Raw genomic sequence first — 20,958 nt, 5'->3', positions numbered from 1 at the left:
TCAGGGGGTGTCCTTCGCGGGGGTCTCGGGCGGGGTTGGAGCGGCGGTCTCGTCTGCCTTCCCGGCGCCGCTGAGCAGGCTGCGGATGCGTTCGTCGGCGCTGATGTCCAGCCGCAGGTACGCGCCCCGCTGCGTGGCCTGGGTGCTGATCGAATCGAATCCCGTGAAGTTGTACCCCAGGGTCAGCCACGTGCCGGGCAGGGCGCGCAGGCTGCCTTCGATCCCGGCGGCGGTGCGGGCCACGCCGGTCGCGGGTTGCAGTTGCGTGTGCAGCGCCGCGCCCACCGCGAAGCGCTCCCCGAGGTAGTAAGAGCCGCTCAGGCTGGGCTGCACGGTCAGGCTGCCGGGATCGCCGGGCACGGCGCGCACGGCCAGCCCGCCGCGCATGGCCCAGGTGGCGGCGTGGTACGCGAGTTCGCCGCTGCCGAGCAGGGTTCCGGCGCCGCTGGTGCTGAGGCTGCCGCGTTCGTAACTGGCGCTCAGCAGGCCCTGCCAGGCGTTCTTGCGCAGCGCGCCGCCCGCCGTGAACCGGTCCCCGCGCGACGGACCGAACTCGCTGAGGGCGTCCACGTTCAGCGTGGCGAAATCGTTGACGCTCAGGGACGCGCCGCCGCGCAGCACGGTGCGCAGTTGCCCGTTCTTGACCGAGAAGTCGCTGCTGCCGCTGGCGCTCAGGCGGGCGTCGCGGTAGCGCAGGGCGGCGTTCAGGTTGTACTCGCGCTGCGGATCCGGGCGGTTCTCGCCCGCGAGTTCCTGCGTGAGGCCCCCGCCGAACGAGGCGCTCAGGCGCTCGGTGACGGGCAGGGTGGTGTCCGCGCCGAAGCGGGCGCGGTTGCCGCCGCCGCCTGCCGTGGGCAGTTCGTACGCGGCGCGCAGGTTGGTGCCGCCCAGGCGGGATTCCAGGCCCAGGCTCAGCGCCTGACCGGGCGCGGCGCTCCCGCCGGGCCACGTGACGGTCCCGCCGAGGGTCGCGGCGACCTGCCGGGTCACCTGGTAGCGGGCGCTGAGGGTGGTCTGCGGGTTCACGTTCCCGGTCAGCGGCTGGGCGTGCGTGACGTCCAAGTCCACGGGCGCGGCGTGGTACCCGGCGCTGGCGGTCAGGCTGGTGCCCTCGGTCTGCCCGAACTGGCTTTTCACGCCCAGGCCCAGCGTGACGGGGTTCAGGCTGGCGCGGACGCCCGCACTGACCTGCGCCTGCCGGGTGCGGTCGGTCTGCTCGCCGCCCGCGCCGGTGGGGGTGTCGTGGAACTCACCGGCCACCTGGGCGCTCAGGACGCCGCTGATGGGCACGGCGGCGCTGGCCGTGGCGTGCGTGCCGTCCTGCGCGGCGTTCAGTCCGGCGTACCCGTCGCTCTGGTGCGCGGCGCTGACGCTCAGGCGCGTGCCGCCGGGCAGGCTGCCGGTCGCGGCGGCACTCACGTTGACCTTCCCGCCACTGACGGCCGCGAGGCTGGTGACACTCAGGGCGCCGCTGCCCGCCGCGCGGCCGCTGCCGTCCGATCCGGCGGCCGTGACGGTGGCCGCACCGTACGTGGCGCGCACGGCGGTGGTGTTCCCGCTGCCCGCCCCGCTGCCGGGCAGGGTGACGGTCGCGGCGCTGAGGCTCAGGTCGCCGCGTTCCAGGCGGACTTCCGCGCCGAACGCCAGTTGACGCTCGCCCGCACCTTCCAGACGGTACGCGGCGCGCAGGGACTGCGTGACCAGCAGGCCTCCCTCCACCGTGAACGCGGCCAGCGGCGTGGCCAGCGTGATCAGTCCCGTCTCGGCGTCCAGGGTGTAGTCCTGCCCGCGCGTCAGGCGGCGTTCCGTGTCGCCGTCCGGGCCGCTCACGATCAGGTCCAGGGTGTCGCTGCCGGGCGCGGCGGGAAACTGCGAGAGGCGCAGCAGGCGCGTGCCGTCGGGCGTGAGCGTCTCGGTGCGCGCGGTGACGCTGACCCCCGCCGCGAAGGCCGTGAAGACCGGCTCGCCCGGCGCGGCGTGCGTGACGACACTCAGCGCGGTCGGGCGGCCCGGCACCAGCAGCGTCTCGATGGGCGCCTCGCCCTGACGGTACGCGACCGTGAAGTCCGCGTGATCGTACTGGAAGGCGGCCGGGTCCTGCCCGGTCAGCGGGACGGTCTGCGCGCTGCGGTCCCCGCGCGCCGCGTACGGGCCGCCCGCGTCGTTGTTGCCGGGATCGTCCTGGGCGGGCAGACCGTCGGTGTTCGCCACGGCGATCAGGTGCCCGCCCCCCAGGGGCGCCTCGAGCGTGCCGCGCGCCGTGACGTTCAGGCCCGCGCCGCTCAGGGTGGCGCTCAGCAGTCCGGCCCCGACGGTGCCGTGCCCGGCCTCCAGGCGCTGCTCGGCGTGAATGGGTTGCCCGTCGCCCAGGTCGGCGTCCAGGCCCACGCGGACCGGCGCGGCCTGCGGCGCGAACTCCAGCACTCCCTCGCCGTCCCTGAGGCGCACCTGGTACCCGGCCTCCATGGGGTTGGCGTCGGGTGTGGTGGGTTCCAGGGTGGTGCGGACCGTCAGGAACGGCAGGGCGGTCGTGACGCCCCGTTCATCCACGGCCTGCACGCGCAGCCGGATGGGCGTCACGCCGTCCGCGATGACCTGTTCACCCAGGACGCGCAGGTTGGTGGTGCGGCCCGCCAGCGTGACGGTCGTGCGCTCCCCGAGCGCCTCGATGACGTTCTGGCCCGGTTTCAGGCGCACGCCGACGTACTCGAGGCGTTGCAGGTTGCTGGCCGGGTCGAACGACCGCGTGCCGATCAGTTTCGAGGGCAGGTCCTCGCCGTTCAGGGTCACGTCCAGCGGCACGTCGCCGGGACCCTGCACGATCACGGTCACCTGATCGCGGTCACGGTACACCTGTCCGTCCGGGGGGCTCTGAATGACCCGGTCCGGGTTCAGGACCGCCGTGTCCGGCGCCTGCGCGGACGCGAAATCGCCCGGGTCGAAGGAGCCGCGCAGCGTCTCGCGGGTCTGCTGGCCGTACGTGGCGACCAGCGTCGGTTCGCCCAGCGCGGGCAGCGCGGCGTCGTGCTGGGCGCTGTAACGCAGTTCGCCCGGATGGGCGGGCAGCGTCCAGTACAGCGTGCCGCTCGGACCGACCAGCGGGTCGGGCAGCGTGAGTGCGTCGTAGCGGGCGCTGCCCGGCAGGTACGTCGCGCCGTCCGGGAGGCGCTGGGCGTAGATCAGGCCCTGCGCGGCGCCCGTGCTGGTCACGCTGGCGTGAATGTCGCTCACGCGCGTCATGGGCGGCAGGCTGGCCGGTGCCGCCGGCATCTGTGCGGCGGGTGCCTGTGCGGCTGGCGTCTGTGCGGCTGGCGTCTGTGCGGCTGGCGGCTGTGCTGCTGGCGTCTGGGCCGGTACCGTCGCCTGGGCAGGCGCGCTGCCAGCCGGAGCCGTACCGGCGGCCGGTTCGGGCGTGGGCACCACCAGCGGGCGGACAGTCAGGCGGCCGCTGGCGGTCTGCGTGTCGGCGCAGTCGGTCACGAGTTCCGCGTGTGGGGTCAGTTCGCCGCTCTGCGCGGTCACCTGCGCGCGGTACGTCAGGGTGCGGGACTCGCCGGGCCGCAGCGTGCCCTCGAACTCCGGGCTGTCCAGGGCGCTCAGGCCCTCGCCGGGCGTGTCACTCAGCAGGTACGGCGTCGGCTGTGCGCTGGTGTTGTTCAGGTGCAGCGCGACCGTCACGGTGTCGCCTGGGCGGGCGTCCGGCAGGGCCGCGCGCCGCAGTTGCAGGGCCGCGCGGTGCGGGCTGACGTTCAGCGCGGCGTCCGCCTGGGTGCCGGGCGCGCTGGCGGTCACGGCTGCCCCGCCGGGCGTGTCGGCGCGGGCCACGACTTCCAGCGTGGCGGGCTGCCCGGCGCGGACGGCGGCGTTCAGGCGCGTGGCGGTCAGCGCGCTCAGGCCCGCCGGGAGCTTCAGGTCCAGCGGGGCGTTCAGGGTGCCGTCGAAGTCGGTGCTGACGGTCGCACGGAAGGTGACCACGTCACCCACGCACACCACCGGGCGGTCCTGCGTGAGGCTCACCTGCAACTGCGGGCGGACCTGCACGGTCACGTCGGCCAGTCCGTCCTCGGGCACCGTGACCGTGTCGGGCGCGCTGATGGTCGCCCCGGCGGGGGCCTGCACGCTCAGCGGGTACGTTCCGGCCGGTTGCTCGGCCGTCCATTCGCCCGGCACGGTCACAGGCTGATCCCCGACCATGACGTTCAGGGTCGTGGCGCTGATCTCGCCGCCGGGCTGTACCAGTTGCGCCTGCACCCGGAGCTGCCCGACCCGGTCGGTCTGCGCCAGCGTGATCCGCTGGTCCGCGCCGCCCCGCGTGAAGGCCAGTCCGGCGGTGTTCGAGTACTGCGCGGCGCCCGGCGGCTGGCGCAGTTCCACGCGGTACGTGCCGGCGCCGGGCAGCGGCAGGTCCACCCACTCGAGCTGCCCGCTGATCGGCAGGGGCGTGACGACGCCGTTCTCGTCGGTCACGCGGACTTCCATCTCGGCGGGGCCGTCGCCGTCGTACAGGCGCAGCGTGTCGCCCGCCTGGGCGTTCAGTGTCAGGGCGGGCGTCCAGGCCGGGCCGCGCACCGTGACGTTCACGCGCGTGGCGCTCAGGCTGGCGGCGTGCGCCTCGATCCGCGCGGCGAAGGTGTTCTTCCCGCGGCCCTGCGTGCTGGCCTTCAGGGTGTACGTGCCGGGCTCCAGCGTGCCGTCGAAGGCGGTCACCCAGTCGCTGGCGCCTTCCGGGACGCGCAGGGTCCGCAGGGTCTGCCCGTCCGGCCCGAGCAGCGTGAAGGTACTCTCGACCGGCAGGCCCCCGTAGCGTTCATCCCCGAGGCTCTGCCCGTCCGGGCGGCGGTAGTCCTGCGGGTCGAATCCCGCCGAGTACAGTTGCAGCGTGACCGGCCCGCGCTGATGCACCTGCAACGTGAAACTGTCGTCCCCGACACTCCAGTTCAGTTCCTGCCCGACGCTGGTGACGGGACGGGTGGTGCGTTCCGGGTGCGGCCCGCCCGTGTCCACGCGGGTCAGGCTGGCGTCCTGCGCCAGCGCGGCGCCGCCCAGTCCCAGGGTCAGCAGGGCCAGCGCGCGCGGGCGGCTCACGGCAGCCTCCAGCGCAGGTAGGGATCCGTGCCCGCCTGCTCAGGGGTGCCGCTGAAGGTGAAGGAGTACTCGTTGGTCATGGAGCCGCCCGCGAAGTCTACGGTGAAACCGGACTGACCGTCCGTCAGGACCGCGCCGGTCGGGAGCGGATCGGCGACTTCCAGTCCGGGCAGCGCGGCGGGCGAGGTGACGGTCACGCGCACGCGGTAGCGGGTGTCGCCCAGCCACGTCACCTGTTTGCGCAGCGTCACGTCACCGCGGCGCACCGTGGTGTCCCGCACGGAGTACACGTCCCCGCCGCCCGGCGCGAGCGGAAAGTCCACGCTGGTGAGGTTCAAGGCGACCACGCTGCGGGTGCCGCTCAGGCCGCCGTCCTGCGGGACGCTCAGCGGCTCGTTGCGCACGCTCTGCGGGTCCAGGCGCAGCACCTGCGGTCCGCGCGGCACCGCCCCGAAATGGTACCGTCCGGCCTGATCGGTCAGCGCCGAGCGGCCCCCGGCCAGCAGCACCCGCGCTCCCTGAACCGGCGTGTCGAGGTCCGGCGTGAAGCGCCCGTCGCGGTTGCGGTCGATGAACACCTGCCCGTTCAGTTCGGCGTTCGGCGTGAAGATGCCCGGCGTGACCTTCACGCGGGCGCGGGCCTCGGCACTCCCGATCTGCGCGCCCTGCGGGGCCTGCATGTTCGCCACGGCCACGTTCACCAGCGACTCGCCCGCCAGGGGCGTGACGCGCATGGCGTACGTCAGGGTGCGCGTCGCCCCGGCCGGAAGCGCCCCGACCGTCCACAGCAGACCGCCGCCCGGCTGCGCGGCCGGGTCGGGGGCGGGCCTGCCGTCCACGGCGGCCGTCCCGGCAATGAATTCCAGCCCGGCGGGCGGCGTGTCGAGCAGCGTGCCGCCCGACAGGTCCGAGACGCGGCTGCCGTTGCGGACGGTGACCGTGAACGTCACGCGGTCCCCGGTCGTGACGGTGGTGGGCGCGGCCGCCTTGCTGATCAGCAGGGCGCTGCTGTACACGTGAGACGGCGCGGCCGGACTGCTGACCGGGCTGGGCAGTTCCCCGGACGCCAGCGTGAACACGTTCCGCACCACCGTGTCGTCGGGCACGTCGGCGTTCACGCGGGCGCGCAGCGTGACCGCGCGGGTCTGACCGGGGGCCAGGGTGCCGGCCCCCCACACGACCGTGCGCGTGAACGAGTCCAGCGTGCCGCCGTCCGAGGCGTCCAGGAAGGTCAGGCCCTCGGGCAGCGGGTCGCGCAGGGTCACGTCCGTCAGGGGCGAGTCGTAGGGGTTGGTGGCGCGCAGCGTGTACGTGAGGACCTGCCCGACCGGAACAGTCCCGGCCGGGGTCACGGTCTTCACGAGTTCCGGCGCGCGCGGATCCACGAGCGGCGCGGCGTCCTCGGTGCGGTTCACGGGTGCGCCCGCCTCACTCGCGGCGCTCAGCAGGGCACGCGCGCCGTCACTCCCGGCGACCGTGACGCTCAGGCACGCCTGCACGTCCCGCTGCTCGCCCGGCGCGAGGTTCAGCGGCTGCGCGAGCGGCGCGCCCTGCGCGTCCCGCCAGGTCAGGGTGCCCTGCCCCAGCGTGAACTCGCCGCTCAGGGTCACGCGGTCGTCGACGTTCCCGGTGTTCTGCACGGTATGCGCGAAACAGCCGGGTTGCCCCAGCACCGTGAACGGACGCAGTTGCAGGTCGTCGCGGCTGCCTTCCCCGCCGGGCAGCGCCGCCGGGTTCCCGGCCGGGCCGAGGTTCACGCCGGGCCGCGCCGTGACCTGCACGTTCGCCTCGGCCTGCAGGGTCACGCCGCCGCCCACGAGCGTGGCAACGTTCACGCGGGTGCCGGGGGTGGCGTCCGGGGCCGCCTGCATCTGGAAGGTCATGCTGACCACCTGACCGGGCAGCAGGGACGGCACGCGCCACGTCACGGTGTCACTGCCTGCCGCGAGAACACTCAGGCGGCCGGTGGGGGCACTCTGGGTGCCGCCCAGCAGGCTCAGGCCGCGCAGGGCGGGCGTGCCGAGCGGGTCGGTCACGTCGGCCTCCTCGCTGGGTTTGTTGCCCAGGTTCCGCACGCGCACCGTGACCTGCGTGGTGCCGCCCGGCGCGACGGCCGGCGGCATGAAGCTCTTCTCGATCTGCAGTTCCGCGCCGCCGTTCACGCGGACCGCCGCGACGTTCCCGCTGTCGCTGGCGTGCGCGCTGCCGCTGGAGCTCACGCAGCCGCCCACCAGGCCCATGAACGCCGTGCCGGTCGCGTCGGCGGGGGCCTGCACGATCAGCAGCAGGTCCGCGCTGGCGTCCACGGGCAGCGCCACGCGGTCCGTGACCGGCTCACCGCTGTCCGGCACGCCGTTGCTGTTCAGGTCCCGCACGACCCGCGCGGCGCTCGGCGCGAACGCACTGCCGGGCGACACCTGCCAGGACAGCGTGAACGCGTCGTCCACGTTGCCGGTGTTCACCAGCCGGTACGGCAGCACGCTCTCTCCGCCGGGCGCGATGCCCACCCGGTACGCCGGTTGCGCGGACGTTCCGTCGGGCGTGACGGCCACGGCGCACTGGGCGCGCACGACGGTATCCACGGCCGGACTGAGGTACAGCTCGCCGGCGGCGGTGGCGCTGGCCTGGTTGGTGATCACGGTCCCGACCGGCGTGCCGCCCGCCTGCGCCGCGCCCGGCAGGGTCAGCCCCAGCAGGGCCAGGGCCAGCGCCGTCAGGACGGGCAGCAGCGTGCGCGGAGTGGACAGGGGAGAGGGCAAGGCGGAAGTCTCCAGTGGTGACCGGCCGGGAAGCCGGGTGAAGGTTCGTTGAGACGCAGCGAAAACGGGGGGAGCAGATCAGGAAAGGTTGGTGATTGAAAATCCGTCTGAAACGGGTGCTTCTGGTATTGGGTGATGCGGGTGGCCCGCTCTCCTGAAAAAGGGAGGGTGGAGAGCGGGCCTGGAACTCAGGGGTGCGGGATCAGTTGACGCGGACGGTCAGGGTGAAGGTCACGCTGCTGCCGCTGGACAGGCTGGTCTCGGTCGCGTCAATGCTGCCGTTGCCGTCACTGTCCACCGCGAACTCGATCAGGGTGCCGGCGGTCTGCGCGACCGGCGCGGTCGTCACGGCCGTCCAGGTGCCAGTGGTGCCACCGATGCGGTAGAAGCCGCCTGCCGGGCCGCTCACGCCAGCCAGGACGGTGTTGGCGGGCACGGTGTCGCGCAGGATCACCTCGGTCAGGGTCTCGGTGGAGAGGTTGCGGGCCGCCAGGGTGTAGCGCAGGTACTCGCCGGGGAAGGCGTCGGCGCCGCTCTTGGTGACCGCGCAGGTCAGGTCGTTGGCGCAGTTGTCGACCGTCTTGTCGATGGCGAGCTTGCCGCCGACCACGCGGGTGGTGTCGGTGACCGTGGCGGGCGTACCGACCGGGTCGCGGGACACCGCGCCGGTGGCGGGGCTGGCGGGCGTGGTCGCGGCCGTCAGGGTCAGCTGGTTGATGCTCTCGGTGGGCGCACCGGCCGGAACGTTGATCTTCACGGACAGCGTGACCTTCTCGCCCGGATCGAGCGTGGCGGGGCTGGCCGTGCCCAGCAGGTTGCGGGTGGCCGCGTCACTGAACGCCGCGCCGACCGTGGAGAAGAAGGTGGTGCCGTCCAGCGAGTACAGGTACGTCCAGCCGCTGGTCGCGCCGCTGGGGGTGCTGGTGAAGGTCAGGTCGGCCGGGCTGAACGAGGTGTTCCCGTCGTTCTGCAGCGTGTGCTGGTACAGGGCCGTGCCGGGGCTGGTGGTCGTGCCGCTGCGGTCGGGCGTCAGGGTGATGTCGTACACCTGACGCACGGTGACGGTGTCGTTGTTGTCGGTGCCGCTGGTGTTCGTGACCGGGCTGGTGGCGGTCTGCGTGACGTTGACCGTGCCGGGCAGGGCGGTGGCCGGTGTGTTCACCACGCCGATCAGTTTGATTTCCGTGCCGGGCTGGACGGTGCCGGTGTTGGTGATCGGCCCGGCCGCGATCTCGTTCGCGTCGAGCACGCCGTCGCCGTTCAGGTCCTTGTAGTACAGGACGTTCACGGTGGTGGTGGTCGTGCCGGTGGGCGTGCTGGTCGTGAAGGTCACGGTGCCGCTGAGGTTGTAGTTGTCGGGCTGCGCGCCGTTGTTCCCGACTTCCATGGGGAACTGAGCCTGCTGGCCGGGCAGCACGGGCCGGTCGATCGCCTGGGTCGAGGTGCCGCCGTTGCTGCCGCTGGGGTCACCGATGGCCACGCTGGGCGCCGTCACGGCCGAGATGGCGTTGGTGGTGGTATCGGTCAGGGCGGTGTTGACCCGGCTGGTCGCGGTCACGACGACCGTGCCGCCGTTGACGTCCGCGCCGCCCTGGGCGGGTACGCGCACCCGCACCTGGATGTTGGTGCTCTCGCCGGGTGCCAGGGGGCCGCTGTCGGGTTTGCCGCTGCCGTCGGTGTCGGTCAGCGAGACGCCGTCACGCAGCAGTTCGACGGACGTGCCGGCCGGCAGGTCGTTCAGGACGCCCGTCAGGTCGAAGGTGTCGGTGCTGTTGCCGGTGTTCCGGATGGTCTGCGTGAACGTGACCGTGCTGCCGGCCGCCAGGGACGCGACCGTCTGCCGGTCGGTGTTGTCGGGCGTGATGGTCAGGCCCTCGGCGCTGGTGTACACGGCGCCGGTGGCGGGGTCGCTCGCGCCGAGGGGATCGCCGTTCGGGCCGATGGCGACGCCGGCGGTGGGCGCCTTGGTCACGTCGGCGGTGTTCGAGGCGGTCGTGGTGACGGTGCCGGTCGAGCCGGTGTACGTGACGGTCGCCACGTTACGGTAGGGGTTCTGGCTGGTGGTGGGCGCGGCGGCGGCCGGGATGGTCGCCGTGAAGGTCAGCTGGACGCTCTGACCGGGCGCGACGGCGCTGAACACCGCCCTGACCTGATCGTTCGGGTTGCTGTCGGCGTCGTCGTTGGGGTAGCTGACCGTGCCGGTCGTGGGCGACACGGACGCGCTGGCGGCCTTCACGACCGAACCGGTGGGCAGGGTGCTGGCGGCGCTGATGATGTCGTCGGCCAGCGTGACGTTCGTGGCGGTCTGCGTGCCGGTGTTGGTGCTCTGGATGCGGAACACGACGCTCAGGTCGCCGTTGGCCTCGGTGGTGGTGGACACGACGCTCTTGCTGACGCTCAGCACGGCGTCCTGCACGACGTTCGCCTGTGCGTAGTTGGTGCTGCCGCTCACGCCGTCGCTCTTGGTAGGGTCGAAGGTACTGACGGCGGTCGGCTGGATGATGACCTTGTTGGCGCTGGTGGCCGAGGACGGCACCTGCAGCACCACGAAGAACTTGACCTGCGCGTCGGCCGTGACGTTCTGGAACTGCACCTTGCCGCCCACCTGGGGCAGGGCGACGCGTTCACCGGGCTGGAGGATGCCGTCACCGTTGGCGTCGATGTACACGACGCGCGTGGCAGGCGCGACCGTGTTGGCGACCGTGCTGTCGACGACCGTGTCGATGCTGAATGTGTCCGGACCGTTGCCGGTGTTGGTGAGGGTGTACGGGAACACGACCTCGGCGCCGGGAACCGCCTGCTGCTGCTGTCCCGGAGCGGCCGGCGTGCCGTCGGGGCTGATGGTGACGCCCGCGACCTGCTTGACCAGGGTGCTGACCTGGTTGCTGTTCGCGTCGAGCTTGGTGCCGGTGGAGTCACGGTAGGCGGCGCTCGCCTGGTTGGTGATCTGCGTGCCGGCCTTCGTGCCGGCGGCAGAGGCGACGCCCAGGGCGAGGAAGGCGGCCAGCATCAGTGAACGGTGTTTCATGGTTCTCCTTGAGAGGGGCGGTGCGGTGCGGGCGGTGTCCGGTGTGAGGGAGCGCTCTTAACCTGCGTGCGGCACCGGGTCCATGTGCTTACCGTACTGACACAATCCTTACACCGTTCTCACATGAACGTTATGCACCGCTCAGTGCGTCGAATCGGGATTTATGCGCATAAAACTCACTCCTAACTGACCCGGAACACGGCCTGATGCCTCAAGACCTTCATGTACGCAGCCCTGTACCACGGCCCCCGGCGCCCGCTCGCCTTCAGGGCACGCACCCTGGGCAGCCGGATGGGCCGGTCAACCGTCCGTGCCGACGTTCCCGGCGACTGCCAGTTGCACGGCCTGCCCATCACGTTTGGCGCGGTACATCGCCTGATCTGCCGCGCGGCACAGCGCTCCGGCGTCCAGACCGTGTAGCGGCGCGACCGCCACGCCCACCGACGCACCCACCCTCACGACGGGCGTCTGTTCGCCCGCACTGCCCGGCAGGTGCAGCGTGACCGGCCGGGCCAGCGCCGCCCCGATCCGCAGCGCCACCTGCCGCGCGTCGTCCACCGACCGCACGTCCGGGAGCATCACCACGAACTCGTCCCCACCGAAGCGCGCGGCGGTATCCGAACCGCGCAGGCAGCTGCCCAGGCGCCGCGACACCTCCCGCAGCAACCCGTCGCCCGCCTCGTGCCCGTGGCGGTCGTTCACCTCCTTGAAGCCGTTCAGGTCCAGGAACAGCAGCCCGCACTGACCACCGTGTCGTTCCAGACGCAGCAGCGCCTGCCCCAGCCGGTCCAGCAGCAACGAACGGTTCGGCAGGCCCGTCAGTTCGTCGTGGTGCGCGCGGCGCGCCAGTTCCGCGTGCAACCGGCGCTGCGTCAGCACCGCAGATGTCAGGTTCGCCAGCGCCCCGTACCACTCCAGTTCCGCGTCCTCGAACGGCGGACTGTCCTCGCGGGTGATCACGGTCAGCGTGCCGGTCACGCGCGCGCCGTCCCGCAGCGGCAGCACCGCGATGTGCCCGCACCGGTTCGCGGCGCGGCGCGCCCGCACCCGCTCGCTTTCACGCGGGTCCGGTTCGTGCGGCGCCGAGAGGGCCACCTGCCCGGTGCGGTACACCCAGCCGCTCAGGCCCTCGTGGAACTCGTCGGCCGTGAAGTCCGTCATCTCCGTCTGCCCGGCCAGCAGAACCGGCCCGATCCGGTCCCCGTTCACCGTGATGATCGACGCGCCGTGCGCGCCCAGCACATCCACCGGCGCCTGTACGGTCAGGCGCAGGACCTCCAGTTCGTCCCCGGCCGTCATGACCGCCTGCGCGAGGCGGTACAGGACCGTCAGGGACTCCGAGATGTGCAGTCTGAACCCAGGCATCTGACCTTCAGGATGCGCGGCGCCGTCCAACACCAATCTGACGGCAGCGCGGAGGCGGCCCGCCACTCTGCCACCCCCCCCCGCAGGGGCCAATGAGGTCGGTTGAACCCGGCCGCCGCTCCGCCCGTACAGAAGGCAAGACCACAGCAACCCAGGTCCGCATCACTGCACAGTTCGTTCTCACGCCGCAACTCATGACCCACAAGGAGGCCCGCCATGCCGCGACGCCCACGCCGTTCCCTGCACCCTGAAACGCCCGCTCCGGCCCACCCGACCCTGGCCCGCTCTACGTCGGCGGTCCGCCGTTTCCGGGTTCCGCTGCTGGCGGCGTTGCCCCTCACCCTGGCCGCCGCGCTGGTCGTCACGGCCGCCGCACAGGCCACGACGGTCCGCGTCCGGGACGGGTCGGTGGGCTTCGCTTACCGCGTCACCCTGATTCCCGTGAACGGCACCGTGAACGCCGTGCAGAGCAGCGACACCACCCTCGACTTCGCGGCCCTGCGGCGCACGCGGACCACCGTGACCGTGAACCTCGCGGCCCTGAAGACCGGAATCGCCCTGCGTGACGAGCACGCCCGTGAGGCGCTGGACGCCCGGAACTTCCCGAACGCGTCGTTCACCCTGGAGAACTTCAGCGGCCCGGAACGGATTCAGGACGGTCAGGCCGTTCAGGGCGACGTGACCGGCACGTTCACGCTGCGCGGCGTGCCCCGTCCCCTCAGGGCGCCCGTCACGCTCACCCGGCGCGGAAACAGCCTGAACGTGCAGGCGACCTTCACCGTGAACCCGCAGACGCACGGCGTGAACGTCAAGGGAGGTGATACCGGCAGCCGCGTGACCGTGAACCTCACCCTGACCCCCTGATTCGCCCCGACCCCCCCGATGCCCCGACGCGTTCAACCTGCCGCCATCCCCACCGCCCCAGTTCTCGCCATCAGCTTTCATAAGGAGTCCCCATGACCCGTACCGCCCAGACCCGTACCGCCCAGACCCGTACCGCCCTGACCGCCACCGCCCAGGCCACCGCTGTTCAGACCCTTCTTCGGCCCGCCGGGTTCACTCCGGTTCACCGGGCCGCGCTGCTGTCGCTGGCGCTGCTGGGCAGCACCCTGATCGCGCCGCCCGTCCTGGCGCAGGGCGCCGCGCAGCCCGGCCACACCATGACCGGCGCTGCTGGCAGCATGACCGGCAGCGCCATGAAGGAAGGCACCGCGAAGGCGGGAGCCATCAAGACCACCCTGACCGGCAGTTTCCGCGCCCTGCACGCCCCCACCACCGGCACGGTCACCCTGGCCCGCAACGCGCAGGGCCGCTGGACGCTGACCATCCGCAACCTGAAGACCGAACCCGCCCCGGACCTGAAAGTCTGGCTGCTGGCCGCGAAGACCGTCAAGGACACCCCGGAACTCCGGAACGAGAAGTACATCGACCTGGGCGAGATCGCCACCACCGGCACCCGCACGTTCCTGCTGCCCGCCACCTTCACGCCCGAACAGGCCGGAAGCGTAGTCCTGTGGTGCGATCAGTTCAGCGTGGCGTTCGCCGCCGCAACCCTCAAGTAGCGCGCAGGGGCGCCTGAAAGCGTCATACCGACTCCGATTTGAATGGACTGCAAAGCCCGTTCAAATCGGAGTCCGCATCACAGGTCCGTCTCGGCGGGTGCAGGCAGCGTGAAATGAAAGGTGCTGCCCTGACCGGGCGTGGACGTGACCCACAACTGACCGCCGTGGCGTTCCACGACGCGCCGGGCGATGGACAGGCCGATGCCGTTCCCAGCGTACCGTTCGCGGCCGTGCAGGCGCTGGAAGACCGTGAAGATCCGCTCGTGGTACTCGGCGGGAATGCCGATGCCGTTATCTGCCACCTGCACGTGCACGAGGTCGCCCTCACGTTCGGCCGTGACGGTCACGGCCGGTAGCCGCCCGGCGTGCCGGAACTTCACGGCGTTCCCGATCAGGTTCTGAAGCAGTTGCCGCAACTGCGTGCCGTCGGCCAGCACGGGCGGCAGATTCCCGGCTGTCACGGTCGCCTGTGCGTCCCGCAACGGCCCGCTCAGGTCGTCCAGGACGATCTGCAATGCGGCGCCGATGTCCTGCGCGGTCGGCGGGGCATGTTCGGACGAGACGCGCGCGAACCGCAGCAGGTCCTGAATGAGGTGCTGCATGCGGGTGGTGCCGTCGTTGATGTGCCGCAGGTACTCGGCGGCGCGGGCGTCCGCGCCGGTCCGGTCGAAGCGGCGGATCAGCAGTTCCGAGAAGCTCGTCACGGTCCGCAGCGGCTCCTGCAGGTCGTGACTGGCAATGAACGCGAACTGCTCGAGTTCCGCGTTGCTGCGCTCGAGTTCCAGCGTGCGCTGCCGGAGCGTTCCGGCCTGCTCGGCGCGCTCCAGGGCCAGACGCAGGCTGAACATCACGGTTTCGAGCAGCGTGCGTTCCGGCGCGGTCCACGGGTGCGCCTCGTGCCGCCCGATGACCAGCACCCCCCGCACCCGCGACCCGCTGCGCACCGGGAACGACGCGGACGAACGGATCACGCGGATGTCACTCTGGACGCTCTGCACGCTGGCCGGGTCGAACGTCTCCTGGTAGTACGGCTGGCCGGTCTCGAAGGGCCGGTCGACATTCAGGGTCGCGCCGCGCGGCAGGCCCCGGTGCAACCCGGCCAGCAGCGCCGGATTCCGGAACTCCCCCCGGTGCGACAGCAGCGTCCAGCGCGGCCCGCGCGCCTCGTAGTACGTGCTGACGCTGTCGGGCATCAGCGAGATGGCGATCTCCTGCGCCCGGCCGATCAGGGCGACCGGGTCGTGCTCGAGCACCAGATCGCGGGACAGTTCCGCGAACCGTTCGAGTGCGGCGGTCCGCGCGGCGAGTTCCGTGTTCAGCCGCTGGAGTTCCAGCGTGCGTTCCCGCAACTGCTCGGCGTGCCCGGCGGCCGCCGCCCGGTCGGGCCGCAGGTCCCGCACGTACGCCACGCTGAACGTCCGGTCCTCCTCGCGCGCGGGCAGCAGCGTGACCTGCACCGGCACGCGCCGACCGTCGCGGTCCAGCATGTCCTTCTCGTACGTCACGGACTGCTGCGAGGTCATGGCCGCCAGGTACTGCTCGCGGTCGGCGGCGCGGTACTCGGGCGGGGTCAGGTGCGCCCAGTTGACCTGCCCGTCCTCGAATTCCCGGCGGGTGAAGCCCAGCAGGTTCAGGTACGCGTCGTTCACCATCAGCAGGTGCCCGCTGGTGATCCCGGCGGCCATGGCGACCGGGCCGTTCACGATCAGCTGTTGCAGGCGCGACTCGGCCAGCTGCGCCCGCTGCCCGGCGTCCCGCAACGCCGCGTGCAGGTCTGCGCTTCCGGTGGGCACTGCTGCGCCCTGTGCACCCGCATCCTGGGCACCTGCATCCTGTGCACCTGCGTCCGGGGTACCTGCATCCGGGGTCGTGAGGCGGCGCAGCGCCTGACCGGTCAGGGCACCCAGAATGCCTGGCGTGTCCGGCCGCAGGCCCGCCGGAACAGACTGCCCCTCCACTGCCGGGAGGCACAGGGCGGCCGGTGGGTCCGTGAACGGAATGGGCGTCACGGACCACTGCCCGCTCGGGAGGTCAGCGGGGGTGAGGTCGGTGGCGTCCGCCGTTCCAGCGGTCCCCGTCTGGGCACTCGATGTCGGGGCAGTCGATTGGGCAGTCCATGTCTCGCCCGTCCAGGTGGCCAGGAACGCGCCGGGCACGTCCGCGCCGCGCAGGCAGTCCAGGAGTGCCTGCCGGACGTCCGGGACCGTGCGGGCACCCAGGAGCCGGGCGTTCAGGTCGGCGATCAGTTCCGCGACCAGTTCACCGCTCCCCCCACTGTCAGACTGCATATCCTTAAGATAGCGTGAACAGGGCCGGCCGTGCCTGCCAGTCGCGTTCCAGGCACGCGTTCCGGGCTGCGGGTCGGGTCATGCCGACTCCGGTTGAATGGGCTGCAAAGGCCATTCAATTCGAGCGGATGCGACTCGTAGAGCTGCCCCGCAGAGAAGGAGAGAAACGCCCCTCCGGACGTGGAGTCGGCAGGGGCGGCGATGCTCCGGGTTGTCGGCGAAACAAACGGCAGTCCGTTTCAGGGGTTCTGCTGAACGGTGGGGAACTGGCAGCGCCGCCAGTACTGGATGAACTGGTCGACCTGTTCCACGAAGTCGGGGAAGTTCTGCTGCTTGATCATGTAGGAACTGGCGAACAGGCGGTAGGCGGCCTGAATGTCGCCCGGATCGTTGGAGGTCGAGAGGATCACCACGGTCAGGGGTTGCAGCAGTGGGTCGGTACGGATGGCTTCGAGGACTTCCAGGCCGCTCATCATGGGCATGTTGAGGTCGAGGACCACGACGTGCGGGAGTGATTTCTGCGGGTCGCGCAGGTGCGCCAGGGCGTCGTGGCCGCCGCTGCAGGTGGTGACCTCGGTGTTGCTCTCGTGTTCCTCGAAAGCGATGGTCGCCAGTTCGAGGTCTTGCGGGCTGTCGTCCACCAGTAGGACACGCAGGGTACGTTGCATACCCTTCCATTGTTCGGGTCTTCATGATTTTCAGGGTGTTTTTTTTCACATTGGGGTCATCCTGCCGTTCGGCGGCGCGCCTATGATCAGGTATGCTCGACCGCTTCACGTACTCGATTCTCACGTTGAACCCCGGCCGGACCGTTGTTCCGGGCGAGATCGAATGCACCCTCGGCGCCTGGAGTGCCTCGGCTGACCTGCACGGGCCGCCTTCCTATCAGCAGCATCCGGACAACACCTGGACGTTCCTGCTGTCCTCGTCGGTCAGTGCCGGGCAGGTCTCGGAACTCGTGGAGTTGTTCCGCCGTGACTACCCGGACGGAGCCGTCTTCCGTACCTGACGCTTATCTGATCGGCCGGGTCGGCGTTCCCCTGGCGTCCCTGGCTGTCTGTGCAGGCGGGCAGATGCGCTCGCGCCGGGACTGACACTGTGTCACTCTTGGGCGTGCCTTCATCTTCCACCTCCTCCAGACGCACCCCGTACCTTCTCAACTGTGTCCTGCTGTCCCTCCGGCGCCGCGTGGCGCACTTCATCATCACGGCGGCCCTCACGCTCGGCGCCTGCCTGCTGATCGGCCTGCACCTGCCCGCCGCACTGGCAGGCGCCGCCCTGTCCATCCTGATCACCGCCGTCACCCTCGGCGTCCAGTCCTACCAGCGGCACGCAGACGACGTGATCACCCCCACCCACATCCCCGCCTGACCATCACCCCCACCTGATACGGACTCCGATTGAATGGACTGCAAAGGCCATTCAATCCGAGCGGATGTGAGAAGGAGAGAAGCGCCCCTCCGGACGTGGAGTTGGCAACCCGGCGCCCTTCCGGGTGGAAGGCGAAACAAACGGAATCCGTATGAACCCCGGCCCGGACCACTGCGTTCCGGGCCGTGCCCGTGTGGGCGCGTGCAGAACCTGCCGGGCCGAAGCGCGTAGACTGTGCTTCTCAAATTCTGATGTGATGGCGGGCGGCGCGCTCCGCGCGTGCCGGGTCCGGCCGAGGTGCGTATGTTCGATGAATTCGGTGTGCATGAGTTGCTGTCGGCAGAGGAACGACTGGTTCGTGAAAGTGTGAGGGGGTTCTGCGACGCGGAACTGATGCCCGAGGTGGCGGCCTGGTGGGACGACGGTTCGCTGCCGGTGCGCAGCGTCATGCGCCGCTTCGGCGAGATGGGCCTGCTGGGCCCCACCGTGCCCGAGGAGTACGGCGGGGCCGGCGTGACGTACAGCGCGTACGGCGCGATGATGTACGAACTCGAACGCGTGGACAGCGGCCTGCGCAGCGCCGCGAGCGTCCAGGGCAGCCTGGTCATGTTCCCGATCTTCACCTACGGCAGCGACGAGCAGCGGCGCCGCTGGCTCCCCGGACTGGCATCCGGCGAACTGATCGGCTGTTTCGGCCTGACCGAACCGGACGGCGGCAGCGACCCCGGCGCCATGCGCACCCGCGCCCGCCGCGACGGCGACCACTGGGTCCTGAACGGCAACAAGATGTGGATCACCAACAGCCCCGAGGCGGACGTGGCCGTCGTATGGGCCAAGGACGACGGCGGCGTGGTGCGGGGCTTCATCGTCCCGACCGACACGCCGGGCTTCAGTGCGCCGCCCATCCACCGCAAGATGAGCCTGCGCGCCAGCGTGACCGGCGAGATCGTGTTGCAGGACTGCCGCATTCCGGCCGCGAACCTGCTGCCCGGCAGTGACGGCCTGAAAAGCCCGCTGTCCTGCCTGACCTCCGCCCGTTTCGGGATCGCGTGGGGCGCAATGGGCGCCCTGGAAGCCGTGTTACAGGCCACCCTGGACTACACGGGCAGCCGCACGACCTTCGGGAAACCCATCGCGGCGCGGCAACTCGTGCAGGACAAACTGGTGCGCATGGCGACCGACCACAGCCTCGGCACGCTGCTGGCATGGCGGCTGGGCACCCTGAAAGACGCCGGGCGCATGAACTTCGCGCAGGTCAGCTACGCCAAACGCAACAACGTGCGCGTGGCCCTCCAGGGCGCCCGACTGGCCCGCGAACTGCACGGCGGGAACGGCATCACCACCGAGTACCCGGTCATCCGGCACATGCTGAACCTCGAAACCGTGGACACCTACGAGGGCACGCACGACATCCACACCCTGATCGCCGGCCGTCACCTGACCGGACTGGGCGCCCTGGAATAGCTCGCAGGCGGCTCATACGGACTCCGATTGAACGGTCTTTGCAGCCCATCCAACCGGAGTCCGGGTCAGGTGCGCAGGGACAGCAGGTCCTCTAGGTAGTCCGGGCGGGAGATGTGGTACCCCTGCGCGTAATCGCAGCCCAGTTCGCGCAGGCGGGCCAGCATTCCGGCGTCCTCGACGCCCTCGGCGACCGTCGTGAGGTTCAGGTCCCGCGCGAGGCGGATGGTGTTGCGCAGCAGCGCCCCGCGCGCCGTGTCCTGCACGCCGTCACGCAGGAACGACCGGTCGAGTTTCACGACGTCCAGCGGCAGTTCCGTCAGCAGGGACAGGCTGGAGTGCCCGCTGCCGAAGTCGTCCAGCGCGATCCGCACGCCCGCCTCCCGCAGGCGCGCCAGGTGACGGCAGGCGAGTTCCACGTTCTGCATGACGGTACTTTCCGTGACCTCGAAGGTCAGCAGGGTCGGCGGGACGTTCAGGGCGGCCAGGGTGCCCAGCGCCCGCTCGGCGAAGTCCGGCATCAGCAGTTGCAGCGGACTGACGTTCACGTTCACGTGCGCGCCGGGCCACAGGGCGCGGGCCTGCTCGATCTCACGCGCGGCCGTCTGTAGCGCCCATTCGCCCAGCTGGTAGATCTGCCCGCTGCGCTCGGCCACCGGAATGAACGTGCCGGGCGGCACGACGCCCAGCTGCGGGTGCTGCCAGCGCATCAGGGCCTCCAGGGACACCCACTGGCCGGTCAGCACGTCACTGATCGGCTGGTACATCAGGGACAGTTCCTGGCGGGAGACGGCGCCCTGCAACTGCGTTTCCAGGGTGTGCCCGTACTGGCTGCGGCGCAGCATGTCCTCGTTGAACACGCCCAGGTGCTCGTTGCGGTCCATGGCGTGCTGCAACGCCAGGAACGCCTGACGCAGCAGCGCCGTGAACGGCACCGGGTACGCCGACTGCGAGAACCCCGCCACGAGTTTCAGGGTGACCTCACCTTCACGCAGCGCGAACGGGCGTTCCAGCGTGATCAGCACGGCCACGACCTTCAGTTGCAGCACGGTCGCCTGCCCGGCGCGGTACATGTCGCGCGGGATGCTCAGTTGCAGCGCCAGTTGCGGGGGACCGTCGGGTGCGCTCAGCGGCGAGGCGACCGTCACGACGCCCGGCGCGAAGGTCAGGGCCTCCTGCCCGGCGGTCGGCAGGGCGCCCAGGCGGGCGGTGAAGGTCTTCTCGGCGTGCATCAGGGCGCCCAGCGCCTGGGCGTTCAGGGCGCGGGCGAACAGCATCACGCCGCCGCTCCCGCTGCCGTCGTCACGGGTGATGGTCCGCGCGGCCAGCAGGTACGGGCGGCCCGCCACCTGCACCGTTCCGGACACGCCGTCCGGGGGCAGGGTGCGCGGCAGGGTGCCCATCAGGGTGCTGACCAGCGCCTCTGCGTCCACGACGGCGTCGCCCTGCATGGCAGCGGCCGCCATCAGCGTGCCCTGCGGGGACATGATCCCGGCGTAATCCACCCGCCCGCCCGTGAAGGTGCTCGGCACCATCACCTGCGCCGGGAAGGTCGCGTTGCGTCCGGCCGCGAACTCGAAGGTCTCGGTCCACTGGCTGAAGTTCAGGACGAACAGTCCCACGCGGCGTTCCTCGGTGTTCAGGTCCTCCTGCGCGATGCGGGTGTACTGACTCACCTGATCCCGCTCGATCTGCGCGAACCGCTGCACGATCACGCCCGGAATGACCGTCAGGACCATCAGCAGGGTCGGCAGGATCAACGCGGCCAGCAGCAGCGCCACCTGCACCCGCAACGACTGGCCGGGGCCGTCCGGGCCGGTCCACCACCAGCGGCGGCGCAGCGGGCCGGTCACGCGCCCTGCCACCGGCCTGCACGCAAAAGCGGCGGCGTGGCCGGACGGACTGTCGGGGGGTGGGCACTCATCAGGGGAAGGATTCCTTGTCGGGCGGCAGGTGGGGGAAGGTGAACGGAACAGCAGTCTGCGGGAATCCGGGGGCGGTGCGAGCGGGGGCGGTACGGGGCGGAACGGGCGGGCGTG

At 71.0% G+C, this 20,958-nt stretch carries 12 protein-coding genes; 5 read left to right on the top strand and 7 right to left on the bottom strand.

Annotated elements, in window-relative coordinates:
• The 4 genes from IEY70_RS09845 to IEY70_RS09830 form a co-directional block, all read right to left on the bottom strand.
• Complete coding sequence (locus IEY70_RS09845) at window positions 1-5,085, bottom strand: DUF11 domain-containing protein (RefSeq protein WP_189064836.1); 5,085 nt, start codon at window positions 5,083-5,085, stop codon at window positions 1-3.
• A complete protein-coding gene (locus IEY70_RS09840) occupies window positions 5,082-7,844 on the bottom strand; it encodes a DUF7927 domain-containing protein (protein ID WP_189064835.1) in 2,763 nt (920 codons plus the stop codon). Before IEY70_RS09840 ends, IEY70_RS09845 begins: the two co-directional genes overlap by 4 nt.
• A 202-nt stretch (window positions 7,845-8,046) precedes the next feature.
• Window positions 8,047-10,872 carry a beta strand repeat-containing protein gene (locus IEY70_RS09835; protein WP_189064834.1) on the bottom strand — a complete coding sequence of 942 codons (2,826 nt, stop codon included), beginning with the start codon at window positions 10,870-10,872 and terminating at the stop codon, window positions 8,047-8,049.
• A 300-nt stretch (window positions 10,873-11,172) separates the two neighbouring features.
• Window positions 11,173-12,237, bottom strand: coding sequence for a sensor domain-containing diguanylate cyclase (locus tag IEY70_RS09830; RefSeq protein WP_189064833.1), 1,065 nt, complete (start codon window positions 12,235-12,237; stop codon window positions 11,173-11,175).
• 216 nt (window positions 12,238-12,453) lie between these two features.
• On the opposite strand from IEY70_RS09830, the gene IEY70_RS09825 reads away from it, so the two are divergent.
• Both IEY70_RS09825 and IEY70_RS09820 read left to right on the top strand, forming a co-directional pair.
• Window positions 12,454-13,101: a YceI family protein gene (locus IEY70_RS09825; RefSeq protein WP_189064832.1), complete on the top strand. Its 648-nt coding sequence runs from the start codon at window positions 12,454-12,456 to the stop codon at window positions 13,099-13,101.
• Window positions 13,102-13,193: 92 nt separating this feature from the next.
• On the top strand, window positions 13,194-13,799 hold the full coding sequence (locus IEY70_RS09820; RefSeq protein WP_189064831.1) for a DM13 domain-containing protein: 606 nt from the start codon (window positions 13,194-13,196) through the stop codon (window positions 13,797-13,799).
• A gap of 77 nt (window positions 13,800-13,876) precedes the next feature.
• On the opposite strand, the gene IEY70_RS09815 is transcribed toward IEY70_RS09820, so the two are convergent.
• Window positions 13,877-16,087, bottom strand: a complete 2,211-nt coding sequence (locus IEY70_RS09815) for a PAS domain-containing sensor histidine kinase (protein ID WP_189064830.1) — start codon at window positions 16,085-16,087, stop codon at window positions 13,877-13,879.
• Window positions 16,088-16,326: 239 nt separating this feature from the next.
• Window positions 16,327-16,755, bottom strand: coding sequence for a response regulator (locus IEY70_RS09810; protein WP_229777808.1), 429 nt, complete (start codon window positions 16,753-16,755; stop codon window positions 16,327-16,329).
• 92 nt (window positions 16,756-16,847) lie between these two features.
• Here IEY70_RS09810 and IEY70_RS09805 point away from each other — a divergent pair, with 92 nt between their 5' ends.
• The 3 genes from IEY70_RS09805 (at window position 16,848) to IEY70_RS09795 (ending at window position 18,922) form a co-directional block, all read left to right on the top strand.
• A complete protein-coding gene (locus IEY70_RS09805; RefSeq protein WP_189064829.1) occupies window positions 16,848-17,096 on the top strand; it encodes a hypothetical protein in 249 nt (82 codons plus the stop codon).
• Window positions 17,097-17,200: 104 nt separating this feature from the next.
• Entirely contained in the window at window positions 17,201-17,458 is a 258-nt protein-coding gene (locus tag IEY70_RS09800; RefSeq protein WP_189064828.1) for a hypothetical protein, read from the top strand.
• 303 nt (window positions 17,459-17,761) lie between these two features.
• Entirely contained in the window at window positions 17,762-18,922 is a 1,161-nt protein-coding gene (locus tag IEY70_RS09795; RefSeq protein WP_189064827.1) for an acyl-CoA dehydrogenase family protein, read from the top strand.
• A gap of 65 nt (window positions 18,923-18,987) precedes the next feature.
• Here IEY70_RS09795 and IEY70_RS09790 read toward each other — a convergent pair whose 3' ends face one another.
• Entirely contained in the window at window positions 18,988-20,772 is a 1,785-nt protein-coding gene (locus tag IEY70_RS09790; RefSeq protein WP_189064826.1) for an EAL domain-containing protein, read from the bottom strand.
• Between the last annotated feature and the right edge of the window lie 186 nt (window positions 20,773-20,958).

Origin of the sequence: Deinococcus seoulensis (assembly GCF_014648115.1) — a bacterium.
GTDB lineage: Bacteria > Deinococcota > Deinococci > Deinococcales > Deinococcaceae > Deinococcus > Deinococcus seoulensis.
This window is presented reverse-complemented; position numbering and strand designations above follow the sequence as displayed.